Source organism: Streptococcus sobrinus DSM 20742 = ATCC 33478 (genome assembly GCF_000686605.1).
Classification (GTDB): Bacteria; Bacillota; Bacilli; order Lactobacillales; family Streptococcaceae; genus Streptococcus; species Streptococcus sobrinus.
Genome location: NZ_JMLC01000005.1, coordinates 1 through 14,425, shown reverse-complemented (window position 1 = coordinate 14,425; position 14,425 = coordinate 1). Strand labels below are relative to the sequence as shown.

Sequence of the window (14,425 nt, the reverse complement as noted above, 5' to 3'; positions counted from 1 at the left end):
CTTGTATAATAGACTTGCAAACGTTTTCATAGTTAATTGGGAGAGAATTGATGAAAAAAATTACCTATTTATTCATAACATTTGTAAGCCTCTTTTGTTTGTCAGTTATTAGTGAATCTGATGTTAGCTCTAATACACTATCCCCAAGTTCTACCCAGTCAACTCGGCATTTCTCTAGTGTAAAAGCGAAACAGGTAAGGAAATCTAAAAAGACAAGAAAGACAAAAAGGACAAGAAAAACGAAGCATAGTTCATCTGAACCCTCTAGTCAACCCCAGCCTGCTCCTCAGGCTCCTGACCAAGAGACCAGTCCTCAAGAACAAGACCCTACCGTCTACGTGGCCCGTGATGGGACGGCTGATGTCTATTGGTACTCAATGGGTAATATGCCGGGCAACACTAACAGGAGTCGTGTCGTTCAAATGAAAGAGAGCGAGGCTATCGCTGCAGGAAAACGCCATACGATGAAAGAACCCTAGTTAAAGTTAAAATAGGTCCCACATTGCTAGTGGGGCCAATTTTTGACTTCCGAAAGTTATTGCTAGATGGAGATTAGAATATTTATTTTCTCTATTAATAACGGAGTTATAATTTCGCAAGATAAGACAAAAGGTCAGAATAATCAACCTTTGAGAAATCACTAACATCAAATTCAAATAGTTGACCTAATTGAAAATGGTTATAATCTCTATTGGTAATAATATCTAAGAATTCCTTTTTAGTAATATGATTGTCTGCGTCTTCACGATTAATCAAGTTATCACCATAATGATAATGGGTCATAATGTGACTTAGATGCCTACTGTTTTCTCGATCACGACGATATCGTCTCTGCCAAAGAACTTCAAAATCGGCTACTAACCTAATCGTAATCACATCATAAGAATAATGGTTTGCTAAATCCGCCAAACTTGGCTTTTGTTTATCAGAAAAAGGATATTCACTAACGATAATCTTCTTCCCCACCATCATATAAGCCTCTAAAGCTTGATAATAGGATTTCCATACAATTTTTTCCAAAGCTGATTTTTCTTCTAAGCAGTTAAACCCCTTGCTATCCGCAATGGAGTCTTTTAGCTCATCAGGACTTATTTTATATAAATCTGGTTGCTCTTCTTCAATTAAGTTAACAAGATAAGATTTCCCCGTTGCGGGTGGGCCAGCAATCAATAGTAAATACTTTTTCATTACTGTCTCCTATTTTAGAGGACTCTCCTCATTCATGAAGAGGCTTAATTTGTGTTTGACAATTTCTTTGACCTTATCGTTACAAGGAATAATATTGTAACGTAAAGACTTATTTACCTCGGTTGCTCCAAATGTTTCCTTAGCCGTTGCTGTCCAACCGACTAAGAGTTCGGTTCCAACATTGAATTTTCTAATACCATTATTGATTAATTCTGGATAATCTTCTTCCTTAACTCCTGTCCCACCGTGGATAACCAGGGGAACGTCAACAAGATTATGAATCTCCTTAAGCAAAGGGATTTGGACATTGGTTTTAGATTTAAATTGACCGTGATTAGTTCCAATTCCAACTGTCAGAGCATCCACACCAGTTTCTGCTAGGAAGCGAACAGCATCATTAGGTCTAGTGTACTCTTTATCATCGTCAGAAACCGAAATACCTTCCTCAGTTCCTCCAATGGTGCCAAGCTCCCCTTCTACAGAAACTCCTCTGGCATGAGCATAGTCTACAACCGCCTTGGTTTTGGCAATATTTTCTTTAAAGGGTAAATTTGAGCCATCAAACATGACACTCGAATAACCAGCCTCGATAGCATCCCTAATGGCATCAAAGTCTCTGGCGTGATCTAAGTGAAGGGCCACATCAACCAAATCATTATTAGCCAGCTGTTTACAGACCGCTACGATAACATCGTAACCAATATATTGGGCCGTTGCCACACTAGTTTGAATCACGATTGGCAGACCAAGTTCCTGTGCCCCCCTTATCATTCCTGGGAGCATTTCCAAATTGTGCATATTGAAGGCACCGACTGTCATATTTAGTTGGTCTGCATAATCTGTAATTTCTTTTAAAGTTTTATACATCGTTATTCCTCCTTAGCTGTTAGAGTCACTTTTTTAGCAATATTTCGCATGTCATCCATTTTTCCCATATAATACTCAATCAACTCATCATCCTGGGACTTAGCTGCTTCCCTCCTTTTTCGATTGTAAAGTGACATCAGTTTCTTATAACCATCTCCCATGGATAATTTAAGAGATAAGCTCTTTTCTAAATGACTGATGGCAGCTTCATCTTGAGATAGTTTGGCGTAGAGTAGACCTATTTTTTCAAAATAAGCAGCTTCTTTCATATGGGCTTCTTTTACATGCAAGAGGGATTCCAATTCCTGTTTAAAGCTTTCTAACTCTTCCTGACTATACTCGGGTAGATCTATTTGATCATCTGAACTAGGTTTAGCCTTTTTCTTTAAAAAATTAAACATAGTTATCCTCCTTTCTTAAGCTGCTAGGTTAACTAAAACATTTTAAAGATTGGGCTTAAAATCCAATAGTAGAGTAGAGCTGCCGTAACCGTATCAACATCAGTCGCTGTTGCATTGACAAAACCTAACGAGCTAAAGGCTGTAACCAAAAGGGCTGGCAGAAGAGTGATAAAGAATCCATGTGCAATTCCTCCAATAATTGCTCCTCTACGTCCACCGACAGCATTACCAAATATTCCAGCAGTACCGCCGGCAAAGAAATTAGTCAACATCCCTGGCAGAATCATGGCCAAGCCAAAGATGGGCAGGATAAACATGGCTACTATAGTACCAATTGTTGTAGTAATAAAAACTAGTATCACAGCATTGGGAGAGTAAGGGAAGAAGACGGGCAATCTAGGGCAGGAATGGCATCTGGAACCAATTTCATGGCGATACCACGAAAAGCGGGAACAATCTCTCCAAGTAAAAGTCGAACGCCAGCCAGCAAGACGTAGATACCAACAACAAATTGAATGGATTGTAGGAAGGCGTACATCAAATAGTTTTGACTACCCGTATCAACAGCTTCCGATCCTGCGAAAGCTGCCGTAATAATATAAAGAGGTACCATAACAACCATTACCGAGAGATAGGTGTCTTGTAAAAATTCAAAGGCCTTAGGCATTTCAATATCTTCCATAGATTTCTTTTTATCTCCGCGTTCTCCAAATATCTTTGCTACACCAGCTTCAAATAGGTAACCGATTGTACAAAAATGGCCAAACTCAGTCCCAATCGCTTTGCCCCGTCTTCTGGCCGATCATGAGCCAAAGCCAGATGAGGGCCAATCACTATATAGGGGCCGTACTTTTCCACATCCTCTATCATCGTTCGGACATAATTTTCGGTAATAATTTCCTTTTTCAATAGGGGCTTTGAGACTTCTTGAATTGCTTCTTGCCATGTAAAATCTCCCTTTTCAAATGAGATATTATCATCAGATAATACATCTTGAATCATAGGCTGTACCTCCTTCTGATTAATTGTTAGCCCATTCTTCCGAAATAGAATTTCTAAATCGTTATAAAAATTTTTAGTCAACTCTCCAAAATTAGCTTCTATTTTCTTTAGCAGCACTTGAAACATTTCCGTATAGTCACTTTTTCTAGCAATCACTCTCTGATATTGACGATTGGTCTCTAAAAAATTATGAACCATTAACTTTGTCTCCTCGTAAAAGATGGTATCCATAATCATAATAGGCTTGACTTGATAGTCTAGCTTGACCGTTGAAAAAACTAGATCAACGTCAAATTTTTCAACCAAGTTAATTTCTCGACTGCTTAGAACCGCTAAAACTTCTATATTGAAGTACTCTTTTAAGTTCTCTGCTAGTAAACGACCTGTTGCTATACCATGATTACAAATTACTATCGCCCGATACCAATATTCATTATTCTGATTGAGTTCACTCAAGGCTGTCGAAAAATGGATGGTTAAAAAAGCAATCTCATCATCGGTGATGGTACCGCCAAGCTTTTCCTGTTCTCTTCTCAAAAATTTTTCAAGGACATCATAAACCAGACCATAGGTCTGTTTGATTTTATCTTTAAGGGGATTTACTAACTGCAGACCATTTTTATACGCTCAACCATACCAACCATATGGCTGTACAAGGCTTCTTGAAATTGAGCCTCCTTTTTGTTGAAGGGTATCCCTGTTTCCTCTTCCATAAACTGAATCAGCTGCATAATCAACAGCTGAAGGTCCAACCAATTGGAGGGGTGGTAGTTTTCTTCTTTACTTAGGGCTATTAAGTAAAAAATAAATGTAATGTTTCTCCTCCATATCTGCCCCAAGCCTAAATTCGTCCAGGACCCTATTGATATAATTGTAAATACAATCATTTTTTTCTTTATAGTTCATGTTTCGAGTGGAAGGAGCACTATAGCTACCACGACTCAGCCGGTCAAGCCAGATATAGGCCAAAAGGTTAAAGTTTATCCGATAGGGACTCACCTCAACCTGAGAAATAACACTGCTATAGATAGCATCTAAATGGTGCAAGCGTTCTTTATCGAGATACTTATAAACAAGCTGTTTTTTCCCTTGATCCTCATCCACTAAGACTGAACTCAAAATTGAAAAAAAGCATGGTTCTGATAAACTGTTCTTTGGCTTGGAACTGGAGGCCTTGCTTAGGTATGCTAAGGACTTCCACCTGATAGTGGGCTAGTTTTTTCCTTACCTGCCTGATGTCTTCATCAATAGAAGATTTTGACACCTGATAACAGTCCTCCTTCTTTTTTAAAAAGACAGGTTTATCCCCAAAGGCTATGTCCAAAATTAAATCCAGTACTCTTTCTTCCCGACTAAGATATTTGAAACCCGAATGATGACTTATAAAGTCCACTAGTTCCTGTCTATCGGTTTTAGATAGATTTACTTGCATTCCCTTAGAACGGATAGAGCTCACTGGAGGTAACTGGCACTGTCTCAAGAGCTCGTTAATGATGCCTATCTCATTACGAATCGTCCTCTCACCAACCTTAAATTTGGTTGAAAGGTACTTTACTGGTAGAGGAATTTCTGAGTCTAACAAGCGGTTTAAGATGTCCTGTGTTCTGTCCTTCATACCATTCTTCCCCCATCTATTTAAATTATAAAACGCTTTCATCATATTAAAAAGTAGACCTTTTTTCAAAGAAAGTTTGCAAAAAACTCCACCCTGCCAAAGGTTGTCGGAATATCTCCCCTTTAGACTAAAACATCAAAAAAGACTTGAGTGCAATGTCTCAAGTCTGTTGATTTGTAATTGTTTAATCATTAAATAACTGGATGAGCGAACCCTGGCTCAGTTGAATTTTATCAGGGGCGGAAACATGCAGAGTCCCAGGCAAGCTTCCCTCACTATCCCCATCAAAGGAAATGGTAATGTGCCCTAGATTGATTAGATTTTTTTCAACCACATCACCAACGGAGGTTATGGGAAAGACTTGCCCGTCAACAACTAAATGACCACCGACTTGGATTGGTCCAGTTAAATCCTTATTATCAATCATGAAACAGTATTCCGCTAAGTCCTGAGGGGCACCTTCTCCAAAGAGGATCATCATATCCGCTCCATCAATCATTTCTTGAGCCTCTGGACCAACTACCAGTACTTTTGTTTCAAATATCTTCGCCATGCAAGCCTCTTTTCTAATTTACTTTCCTTATTGATACAAACCGATGCTGGCAACCCAAGCGACGATAACACGAGGTACACCACTCAAGAATCGAGAATAAAGAACAGATGGTACACCGACTTCAACGGTTTCGACCTCTGCCTCTGAAAGACCCAAGGCTACTGGAATGAAGTCACAACCATTTTGCGTATTGATAGCAAATAGGGCTGGCAGTGCCATTTGAGGAGGAATATGACCCTTCCCAATTTCAACACCAATCAGGGTACCGATAATTTGGGAGATAACGGCACCTGGCCCTAAAAGTGGAGATAAGAATGGGAGTGAACAGATAAAGCCAATTAGGATTAAGCCCCAAATATTACCAGCTAGGGGAATCATCAGCTTGGCAATCCAATTTCCTATTCCGGAACCATTAATGATACCAATCAGGAGTGACACGAAGGCCATGAAGGGGAGAATGGTATTCAACATGGTTTGAATGGCATCACGCGCGGCCTGATTAAAGACAGCCACGACCTTACCAGCTCCCATACCAATCCGGGCAACAAAGCTGGTCTCAGCCCTTTGCTCTGTAATTTTTTTACTGGTATCATAACTGCTGGCTGATTTGCTTTCCGCACTGGCAGAGACAGGTTGACTGGCTTGCCCCACTTCATCAGTAGCAGTGATTTGATCGAGGTCAACAGCTGATACATAGATATCTTCCGTAATGTATTTGGCTAGGGGGCCACTTTTACCAGTTGCCACAATATTGATGGTTGGAATCCCCTTCTTGGGATAAATACCACAGCGCAAGGTTCCACCGCAATCAACAATAGCTAGGGCAATTTCCTCGTCTGGAATCGAAGTCTTAAAGCCATTAACAGCCTCCATTCCAGTCAATTCCACGATTTTATCAACAATGGCTGGCTTTTCACCCCCACCTGTGATATAGATAAATTTATGCTTCTCATCCGTTGGGGTAATGACCAAAGGACCCCCAAAACCACCATTACCTTTAACAACTTTTATACTTTTGTAACTCATAAGAGACCTCTTTCTCGTTCCTACCTATCTTTCAAGGTCTTACTCAAGCTCAGACCTTGTTGCTTACAAACCCAAGCGGTTGTAAAATCAGTAATCCAGCCGGCAAAGAAGTTCATGATCAGCCCTACCAGCAAATAGCGGATGGCTAAGTCCATCTGACTCAATCCCAATGTTTTGATTCCCGAAGCAATCCCTAACCAAACGAAGAGTTCACCTGGATTGATATGGGGAAAAACCCCATTTGAGGTATGGCAGAATTGCATCTGGGAGGCGACATAACTTGGTTTATAGTATTCTGGCATAAAACGCCCCATACTAATGGCCATCGGATTCCCCAGCATAAAGGCTGAAATAAAGGGCAGAATCATATAACGGCTGATGGGGTTGCTGGCAGAAATCGCTGCCAGTTTATTAACCCTCTCCTCACCTAGAAGGGCAATAAGAGCATTCATGGCTACTAAGAGCATGAGGACAACTGGAACGATTCCTGTCATCCAAGACATAAAGGTTTCACCACCCGACTGAAAGAGCTTCATAAAGCCTTCAGCAAATTTTGTAACGTAATTCATAAAAAACTCCTTTTTTATCTTTTGCTTATATAAGCAAGTTTTTAATATTTAGCTTAATACTCGGACTTACTGACTATGCTTTTTCAAATGGCCTAGGAGCAGTCTGGCTCGCAAACCAAGGTCCGAAAATGGACTGGTTCGGGGAGCATCGTGATAGACACCAGCCTCTGTCTTTAAAAAGACATCCCTAGCATCCTCAATAGCCAACTGCAGCAATTTATTCTCTTGACGAACCAAAGGATTGTAATGATCGAAATAGTGGATGTCCTGACCAAGATAGGCTGGCATGGACTTAAACTTAGCCATTACTGTGACCCCTTGCATCTTTTGTCCCTCTAAAACCTTACCCTCTTCGTCAATGGCAAACATAACGATTGTTCCAGCCTTGATCCGACCCGAATTGCGGCCAATTGCTACCCGGCCTTTTTTCCGTAATCTAGCGTAAACTCGGTTAAAATGTTTCAACTGTCGCAGTCCTAAGATAACTTGTACAATGTAGGCAAGTACCACAAAGACCGCAAAAGTGTAGATAAAATTCATTAGAATACTCCTTTACTTTTGGCTAAAGCGAGAAAATCTTCCTGAGTCTGGATCAGTTTTAAGTCCTTCTTGGCAGACTGGTTACCGGCAAGGCGGAAAATATCATCGTAGAGATCTAAAAGCTCTATCTCTGTTTGATTATCTAGCTGCTCAGAAATGGCTACCATGAAGATGAAATCAACAGATTTATCTTCGGCTTGATAGGTCTCCTCTAATAAGCCTAAGATTAAAATTGTTTGCGAACTAGCTTGATTAATGGCGTGAGGAAAGGCAATATCATTCCCAAAAATGGTTGACTGCCTTTGCTCACGGTTTAAAATACGACTTTTAAAAGCACCATCCACCAAGCCTTCATCTTCAAGTAACTGACACATCCTTTCCAGATAGGACAGATAGGATTGACTGGGAGCCAATCTGACAAATCTCAGTTGAACTGTTTCCAGATGGCTCTGATGGTAGGCGTTGACCTTCTGCCACTCATCTCGCAACCACTGGTCATCAAAAAGGTTACTGATTTTAATGACTGGAGATTTCAGCTGTTCCAATTTTAAGGGAATCGTTGTAAAAATAGCAAAGTAGTTGTCATCATTTTGCGGATTAAAACTCTCTTCAGAAAATTGAGTAATCTCTACGTTATTGCCCAAAACACGCCTGAGCTGGCGACTAATCATGGCAGCGGTTCCCCGTCCAGTTGTACAAACCACAGCAATCTGCGGACGGGTGCTACTAGAGTCGTGATTCCGCTCATTCAAAATCAATTCAAAATAAAGAGCTAGGTAGCTGATTTCAGAAGGGGATACCGAATGATGAAGGTAGGTCTGCAACTTTTCAACTGCCACCCGTGATATTTCATAAGCCAGAGGATATTTTAACCGTATCTCCCCATGAAAAATATCACCAGCTTGAGCGTGAAAAATCAAGCGATTGAGCAAGAATTTAAAATGTGTTTGTAAATTTTGGAAGAGTTTTTCTTGATCAAAATCAATATCAAGCTTCTCCTTGACTTCACTAATCATAGCCTGATAAATCCGCTCCAGATTGTCCGAAGGAGAGGGCTTATAAACCAGGCCATCAATAAACTGAAGATTGAGAGGATAACTGAGAAAGTCCTGCTCGTATTGACTCAAGGAGATTTGATAATTCAATTCCACGTGGTAAATCAGCTTCTCCATTAGCTCAGATTCTCTCAGTTCATTAGTGAAATAGGGAATTTCCTCAGATAAAAATCGTTGACGTTTGATGCGAGAAATACCAATGGCTAAAGCTTTTTTAAGCTGTTCCTCGGTTTTCTTTGGCAAAGAATAATTCTCGCGGAGCTGATCTAAAAACAAGAGCGTCTCGTCTTGGAGATGGCTGAGCTCAAAGTAAGCATAAACTTCATCAGTATAAAAAAGTCTATAGTCTAACTCTTTCCCCATCGCCTCCAAGCCTCGATTAGGTGTCCCTGTGATGTTAATCTGATAGTCACTGGCCAGACGTTTAACTTTTTTTAAATCCTTATTGATTGTTGAACGACTGACCCCCATATCTTCTGCCAAATCATCAATCAGCAAGGGCTGGTTGGCCTGTAAAAGGCGCTTAATAAGATAAGCAACTCTTTTACTGGAAGAGTTGAAGTCTGTTTCCCTTCTCAACTTTCCCGATAAAATCTCCTCTAAACGGGCATAATCAAGCACATCCAGGTAGAGCATACTATCTTCTTGTCTAATTTGGACATCTCGATCTAAAATATCATTTAATTGCTCAATGCTGTTTTGGAGGGTCTGAGGGCTGACCTCAAGAATTCCCAGCATTTCATCTAGTGAAACATGGTGCTGAGCCACCAAGGTATTTAAGATTTGATACCAGCGATTAACGACTGCCACTTTCTCTCCCCTTTCTATTTACCTATCCACGTGTCTTACCTCCAGCTACATTGGTTGTAATCCCAGTTATATAACTGGAACGATCCGAAATATAATAAGCGACTAAATCAGCTACCTCGCTCAACTTACCACTACGACCGAGTGGGGTAGTGCTTGTTGAAGCATAGCCTGCTCGTATATCATCCACCGTTTTCCCTCTAGTATAACCAAGGGCTTCTTCGTATGCAAGCGTTCTCAAGCCGGTTGCTTCCATGATTCCTGGAGCAATTCCGACAACTCTAACACCATGCTTACCAAGTTCCTTGGCCCAGGAACGTGTATAACTATAGACAGCTGCCTTGGTTGCCGCATAGGCGCTCTGGCCTTCGGATCCTTCCAGACCTGCTTCGGAGGCCATATTGATGATAACCCCTTGTTTTTTAGCAACTAGGAGGCGACCGACGGCTTGGCTGACTAAGAAAACACCTTTTTGATTAATCATGGTAATTTTCTCAAAGATAGCATCATCTAATTCATACTGACCGTGAGGGTCCTTAGGGTCAACTAGAAGACGGGGAACATTTATTCCGGCATTATTGACAACAGCATCAACTGTACCAAAACGCTCAACTACAGCTGCTACACCGGCTTCAACTTCTTGACGGGAAGTGACATCAACTTTTACAAAAAGATAATGTTCATGTTCTAAGTCATTGTTTGCAATATCAAAGTTGACCACATTAACTTCTAAGTCAAGCAATTCTTTAACAATAGCCTGACCAATACCCGATGAAGCCCCTGTCACAATAACAGTTTTTCCTGCGATATTTAACCAATCTTTCATTTGTCTGCTCCTTTGTAATTTTTCTAGTTTTATTATAAAACGCTTACAAAAATAATTAAGACACTTTTTTTAGGAGTCAGAAAAAAAACCGTACACTAATTCTTAACAAAAAAAGCAGGACCTGTTAAGGAACTGCTTGAGTATTATTGAGCATTCATCTTAAAGACGAGCATTTAATTCAGCACCCAAATCTTCAAAGCCTGGTTTACCGAGTAGGGCAAACATGTTCTTCTTGTAGGCTTCAACACCTGGCTGGTTGAACGGATTGACACCATTGAGGTAACCAGATAGACCGATTGCCAATTCAAAGAAGTAAATCGTGTAGCCGAGTGTGTACTCATCTTGCTCTGGGATGGTCAGGAAGGTATTAGGAACACCGCCGTCTGTGTGGGCTAAGAGAACGCCATCAGTCGCTTTTTTATTGACGAAGTCGACATCCTTACCTTGTAGGTAACCAAGACCATCTAAATCTTCAGCCATTTCTGGAACTGTAATATTCTTGCGAGGTTTTTCAACACGAACAACGGTTTCAAAAAGGTTCCGCATTCCTTCTTGAATAAATTGACCCAGTGAATGTAGGTCTGTCGAAAAGTTAGCTGAGGTTGGGTAGATTCCCTTTTGATCCTTACCTTCTGATTCGCCAGCCAACTGTTTCCACCATTCGCTAAAGTATTGCAAAGATGGTTCATAGTTGGCTAAGATTTCAGTCACATAACCCTTTCTATAAAGGATATTGCGAATAACAGCATATTGGTAGGCTTCATTTTCAGCAATTTTATCTGATGAATAGGCCTTCCGAGCTGCATTGGCTCCCTCCATCAACTTAGTGATGTCAGCTCCTGAAGCAGCAATTGGCAAAAGGCCAACTGGTGTCAAGACGGTGAAACGACCACCGACGCTATCTGGAACGACGAAGGTTTCCCAATCATTAGCATCTGCTTCAACCTTGACCGCTCCCTTAGCACGATCTGTTGTTGCATAAATCCGCTTGTTAGCTTCTTCTTGACCATATTTTTTAACCAAGAGCTCTTTAAAAACACGGAAGGCAATAGCCGGCTCAGTTGTTGTCCCAGATTTAGAAATGACATTGACTGAAAAATCTTTGTCAGCAACATAGTCAACCAAATCAGCCAAGTAGTTTGAAGAAATTGAATTTCCAGCATAAAGAATTTGTGGAGCCTTACGCTTATCAGCCGCTTGCAAGTTGACAAAGGAATTATTCAAAAAATCAATAGCTGCACGGGCACCGAGGTAAGAACCTCCAATACCAATAACAACAAGGACCTGGCTGTCAGATTGAATCTTGGCAGCAGCCTTTTGGATACGGGCAAACTCTTCCTTATCGTAGTTCTCTGGCAGATTAAGCCAACCAGTCATTTCACCACCTTGACCTGAACCATCACGTAAAACCTTATCAAGTGCAGTTACTTGTGGCTGCATGTAATCAATTTCATGAGCTGCGATGAACTTATCTAGAACTTTTGAATAATCAAATTTAATATGTCCCATTATGGTACTCCCTTTTTAAACAATATTCCTATACAGTTTACTCTTTTATTAGTGATTTTTCAACCTTTTTAGCGAAAAAAGGAAACCGGTAACAAGGACGAAAAGTAGGGCCACCCCCTCACCAAAGGCCATGGAGGTGACCTCACGAAAAAGCCCTTGCTTACTTAATAGACAAAAGGAACCCCTTCTAGTGCAACATTGCTCTTGTCAGACAAAAAGAAGCTCCTTCTTAGCGAACTTAACCCCATGCCAGGGAAGTCAGGAAACTAGTCCTTGAGGTCCTCGTTTTGCCCAAATTAGGCCAAAATTCTAGGGGCAGTTTTTCAAGATTAAGGGGTGCTTGAAGTTAGCAAATCCTAATAACAATAAATTTGACAAACCTTCCAAACTTCGATAAAATAGACTTGCGAATGAGAATTTCTTGCCTACACATAGGCAACGGAAAAGCCCCCTACATCGTCCACAAAGTAGGAGGCTTTTTTACTTGGTTGCGACTACCAAGTTCCGAGCTAATGGCACTCAATCGTCATCTTTCTTATTTAGCCATTTAGAAAATAGTGCAAGCACTACCCCAACAATAATTGGTGCGACGATATTTATGAAAATTTCTTGCCACATAGGACAACTCACCCCTTTCCAAGGCGGTGTCGTTTGTGTCAAAAAATATTATAGCATATTCACTAAAGAGCTATTATCTCAATTTGAATTTTTTTTCCCCTTTTTCAATATCCGACCTAACAAAAAAACTGTGAAACCTTGATTTCATAGGGTTTATTTTCTATACGCAAAAAGAGCACACAATCCACACTCGCTTAGGGCTGCTGGATTCCTCCCCTGACCCACTTCACGCAGAACTGTTGCTCCACCGCCATTATAACATAAAATGAAAAAGAAGCCAAGCCTTACTTTTCCCTTTTCAAAAAAGTATCATTCGAAAGTGATAATGTCTTAGTTAGGTCGAAGGAGAAAATGTCCCATCTGTTAAACTAGAATGATGAGGAAAAATGAGCTAACCATGACTGAGACTAAGAAATATATCACTATTAAAGCAGTCTGTGACGGAAAGAAAACAAAGAATAGGGCCTGTGTGGAGCTTGGCATATCCAAAAGGCAGGTGAATCGCCTAGTCATTGCCTATCAGAATAAGGGTAAGCAGGCTTTTATCCATGGGAATAGGCAGAAACAGCCAGCCCACACTATGCCTCCAGAAATCAAAGAAAGAATTATTGGGAAATATCGAGACTATGGAGCTATGAGACCTAATGTTGTTCATTTTTGTGAGCTCCTAGCTGAGGAAGACGGCATCTGTTACTCCGATACTACCGTGAGAAAGCTCCTCTATCAAGCTGGGTTTCTCTCACCTAAGACACAACGAAAAACCAAGAAACGCTTAAAAAAAGAGGCTAAGAAACGCAAGCAAGCTAAAGAAGAGCCACTCCTCCCTACTGCTAGCGACTTCTTAGAAGAACCAGAGAAAGCCCATCCTAGTCGGGCTAGAAAAAAATATAGAGGCGAGCTTATCCAAATGGATGCCAGTCAATTCTTTTGGTTTGGACAAGAGGAAACCCATCTTCACGTCGCCATTGATGATGCCTCTGGTGATATTGTCGGGGCTTACTTTGACACCCAAGAAACCCTGAAGGGCTACTACCATGTTTTGGAACAGATTCTTGCAACCCAAGGCATCCCTTTTCAGTTCCTGACCGATAAGCGAACAGTCTTCACTTATGTCTCTAAACAGTCCAAAAAGATGGAAGAGGACACCTTCACGCAATTTGGCTACGCCTGCCATCAGCTGGGCATCGCCATCAAGACCTCATCTATTCCACAAGCCAAGGGGCGAGTCGAAAGGCTCAATCAGACCCTGCAGTCCCGCCTTCCGATTGACCTCCAAAGGCATGGTATCACAAGCATTGACCAAGCCAACCGTTACCTAAAAGGCTGGATCAAGCGGTTTAACAAGCAGTTCGGAGCCAAAGCAAGCTTATCCGTTTTTGAGGAGGCTCCTAAGCCTGCTCAGAGGAATCTACTTCTAGCTAGGGTGAGTGAAAGAGTGATTGATAGTGGGCACCATATTCGTTATCAAAACAAGTTTTACTTACCCACTGAGGGAGACAAGGAAGTCTTCTTTGCCCGAAAAACGAAAGCCTTGGTTATTGAGGCTTTTAACGGTGACATCTACCTCAATATCGCTGACAAGACTTATGCTACTAGGCCTTTACAGGAACACGAACGCCATTCAGATGAATTTGAACCAGCCCAAGAAAAGAAAAAAGAAAGACGCAAGTATATTCCTCCACAATCACACCCGTGGAAACTTGCATCTTTCAAACAATATCTTCATAAGATTGGAAAATCCTATGAAGAATTTCAAGCTGAGAAGAACAAGGCTTCTCGCCTACAATTATAGCAGATTTTTTCTCCTATCAACTTGATTTTGACGGGACAAAGTCATTTTCGATTGACA

16 protein-coding genes, 1 other RNA gene and 1 pseudogene are annotated in these 14,425 nt (G+C 40.9%); 2 read left to right on the top strand and 16 right to left on the bottom strand.

The genetic code is table 11. The features are described from left to right. Positions 1 to 50: 50 nt before the first annotated feature. Complete coding sequence (locus BS63_RS0103405; protein ID WP_002961690.1) at positions 51 to 479, top strand: hypothetical protein; 429 nt, start codon at positions 51 to 53, stop codon at positions 477 to 479. Positions 480 to 585: 106 nt separating this feature from the next. Here BS63_RS0103405 and BS63_RS0103400 read toward each other — a convergent pair whose 3' ends face one another. The 16 genes and pseudogenes from BS63_RS0103400 to ffs all read right to left on the bottom strand — a co-directional run bounded on the left by BS63_RS0103400 (position 586) and on the right by ffs (position 12,832). Beyond that, entirely contained in the window at positions 586 to 1,188 is a 603-nt protein-coding gene (locus tag BS63_RS0103400; RefSeq protein ID WP_002961692.1) for a P-loop nucleotide/nucleoside kinase family protein, read from the bottom strand. 9 nt (positions 1,189 to 1,197) lie between these two features. Then, on the bottom strand, positions 1,198 to 2,055 hold the full coding sequence (locus tag BS63_RS0103395) for a class II fructose-bisphosphate aldolase (RefSeq protein ID WP_019775839.1): 858 nt from the start codon (positions 2,053 to 2,055) through the stop codon (positions 1,198 to 1,200). A gap of 2 nt (positions 2,056 to 2,057) precedes the next feature. After that, positions 2,058 to 2,456 carry a hypothetical protein gene (locus BS63_RS0103390; RefSeq protein WP_002961694.1) on the bottom strand — a complete coding sequence of 133 codons (399 nt, stop codon included), beginning with the start codon at positions 2,454 to 2,456 and terminating at the stop codon, positions 2,058 to 2,060. A 32-nt stretch (positions 2,457 to 2,488) separates the two neighbouring features. Next, positions 2,489 to 3,219 (bottom strand): annotated as a pseudogene (locus BS63_RS1000000111300) (PTS transporter subunit IIC); the annotation flags it as partial. Beyond that, complete coding sequence (locus tag BS63_RS1000000111295) at positions 3,177 to 4,022, bottom strand: PTS sugar transporter subunit IIA (protein WP_231910505.1); 846 nt, start codon at positions 4,020 to 4,022, stop codon at positions 3,177 to 3,179. The gene BS63_RS1000000111295 and the pseudogene BS63_RS1000000111300, both read right to left, overlap by 43 nt. A gap of 38 nt (positions 4,023 to 4,060) precedes the next feature. After that, positions 4,061 to 4,345, bottom strand: coding sequence for a hypothetical protein (locus BS63_RS1000000112260; RefSeq protein ID WP_231910490.1), 285 nt, complete (start codon positions 4,343 to 4,345; stop codon positions 4,061 to 4,063). Between the two features lie 209 nt (positions 4,346 to 4,554). Next, a complete protein-coding gene (locus tag BS63_RS1000000112255) occupies positions 4,555 to 5,073 on the bottom strand; it encodes an HTH domain-containing protein (protein WP_231910491.1) in 519 nt (172 codons plus the stop codon). A 184-nt stretch (positions 5,074 to 5,257) separates the two neighbouring features. Further along, positions 5,258 to 5,626 carry a PTS glucitol/sorbitol transporter subunit IIA gene (locus BS63_RS0103360; protein WP_002961696.1) on the bottom strand — a complete coding sequence of 123 codons (369 nt, stop codon included), beginning with the start codon at positions 5,624 to 5,626 and terminating at the stop codon, positions 5,258 to 5,260. A gap of 27 nt (positions 5,627 to 5,653) precedes the next feature. Beyond that, positions 5,654 to 6,652, bottom strand: a complete 999-nt coding sequence (srlE, locus tag BS63_RS0103355) for a PTS glucitol/sorbitol transporter subunit IIB (protein WP_002961699.1) — start codon at positions 6,650 to 6,652, stop codon at positions 5,654 to 5,656. 20 nt (positions 6,653 to 6,672) lie between these two features. Beyond that, positions 6,673 to 7,221, bottom strand: coding sequence for a PTS glucitol/sorbitol transporter subunit IIC (gene srlA / locus BS63_RS0103350; RefSeq protein WP_002961700.1), 549 nt, complete (start codon positions 7,219 to 7,221; stop codon positions 6,673 to 6,675). 66 nt (positions 7,222 to 7,287) lie between these two features. Next, entirely contained in the window at positions 7,288 to 7,761 is a 474-nt protein-coding gene (locus BS63_RS0103345) for a transcriptional regulator GutM (protein ID WP_002961701.1), read from the bottom strand. Further along, positions 7,761 to 9,626: a BglG family transcription antiterminator gene (locus tag BS63_RS0103340; protein WP_028798432.1), complete on the bottom strand. Its 1,866-nt coding sequence runs from the start codon at positions 9,624 to 9,626 to the stop codon at positions 7,761 to 7,763. The genes BS63_RS0103345 and BS63_RS0103340 overlap by 1 nt, the downstream gene beginning before the upstream one ends. 22 nt (positions 9,627 to 9,648) lie before the next feature. Beyond that, positions 9,649 to 10,449, bottom strand: coding sequence for an SDR family oxidoreductase (locus tag BS63_RS0103335; RefSeq protein WP_002961706.1), 801 nt, complete (start codon positions 10,447 to 10,449; stop codon positions 9,649 to 9,651). Positions 10,450 to 10,608: 159 nt separating this feature from the next. After that, positions 10,609 to 11,958: a glucose-6-phosphate isomerase gene (locus BS63_RS0103330; RefSeq protein ID WP_002961708.1), complete on the bottom strand. Its 1,350-nt coding sequence runs from the start codon at positions 11,956 to 11,958 to the stop codon at positions 10,609 to 10,611. 519 nt (positions 11,959 to 12,477) lie between these two features. Then, entirely contained in the window at positions 12,478 to 12,576 is a 99-nt protein-coding gene (locus tag BS63_RS1000000112040; RefSeq protein ID WP_019771180.1) for a type I toxin-antitoxin system Fst family toxin, read from the bottom strand. 158 nt (positions 12,577 to 12,734) lie between these two features. Further along, positions 12,735 to 12,832: signal recognition particle sRNA small type (gene ffs / locus BS63_RS1000000111690), an RNA gene on the bottom strand. A gap of 141 nt (positions 12,833 to 12,973) precedes the next feature. Here ffs and BS63_RS0103320 point away from each other — a divergent pair. Continuing rightward, positions 12,974 to 14,368, top strand: a complete 1,395-nt coding sequence (locus BS63_RS0103320) for an ISNCY family transposase (RefSeq protein ID WP_028798431.1) — start codon at positions 12,974 to 12,976, stop codon at positions 14,366 to 14,368. Positions 14,369 to 14,425: the final 57 nt, after the last annotated feature.

Excerpts from the sequence above, each read along its gene's own strand:
- BS63_RS1000000112260 (WP_231910490.1), bottom strand. The coding sequence starts at position 4,345 with ATGATTGTATTTACAATTATATCAATAGGGTCCTGGACGAATTTAGGC.
- BS63_RS0103320 (WP_028798431.1), top strand. The coding sequence starts at position 12,974 with ATGACTGAGACTAAGAAATATATCACTATTAAAGCAGTCTGTGACGGA.
- BS63_RS1000000112255 (WP_231910491.1), bottom strand. The coding sequence starts at position 5,073 with ATGAAGGACAGAACACAGGACATCTTAAACCGCTTGTTAGACTCAGAA.
- BS63_RS0103330 (WP_002961708.1), bottom strand. The coding sequence starts at position 11,958 with ATGGGACATATTAAATTTGATTATTCAAAAGTTCTAGATAAGTTCATC.
- BS63_RS1000000112040 (WP_019771180.1), bottom strand. The coding sequence starts at position 12,576 with ATGTGGCAAGAAATTTTCATAAATATCGTCGCACCAATTATTGTTGGG.
- BS63_RS0103345 (WP_002961701.1), bottom strand. The coding sequence starts at position 7,761 with ATGAATTTTATCTACACTTTTGCGGTCTTTGTGGTACTTGCCTACATT.
- srlA (WP_002961700.1), bottom strand. The coding sequence starts at position 7,221 with ATGAATTACGTTACAAAATTTGCTGAAGGCTTTATGAAGCTCTTTCAG.
- srlE (WP_002961699.1), bottom strand. The coding sequence starts at position 6,652 with ATGAGTTACAAAAGTATAAAAGTTGTTAAAGGTAATGGTGGTTTTGGG.
- BS63_RS0103335 (WP_002961706.1), bottom strand. The coding sequence starts at position 10,449 with ATGAAAGATTGGTTAAATATCGCAGGAAAAACTGTTATTGTGACAGGG.
- BS63_RS0103390 (WP_002961694.1), bottom strand. The coding sequence starts at position 2,456 with ATGTTTAATTTTTTAAAGAAAAAGGCTAAACCTAGTTCAGATGATCAA.
- BS63_RS0103395 (WP_019775839.1), bottom strand. The coding sequence starts at position 2,055 with ATGTATAAAACTTTAAAAGAAATTACAGATTATGCAGACCAACTAAAT.
- BS63_RS0103405 (WP_002961690.1), top strand. The coding sequence starts at position 51 with ATGAAAAAAATTACCTATTTATTCATAACATTTGTAAGCCTCTTTTGT.
- BS63_RS0103400 (WP_002961692.1), bottom strand. The coding sequence starts at position 1,188 with ATGAAAAAGTATTTACTATTGATTGCTGGCCCACCCGCAACGGGGAAA.
- BS63_RS0103360 (WP_002961696.1), bottom strand. The coding sequence starts at position 5,626 with ATGGCGAAGATATTTGAAACAAAAGTACTGGTAGTTGGTCCAGAGGCT.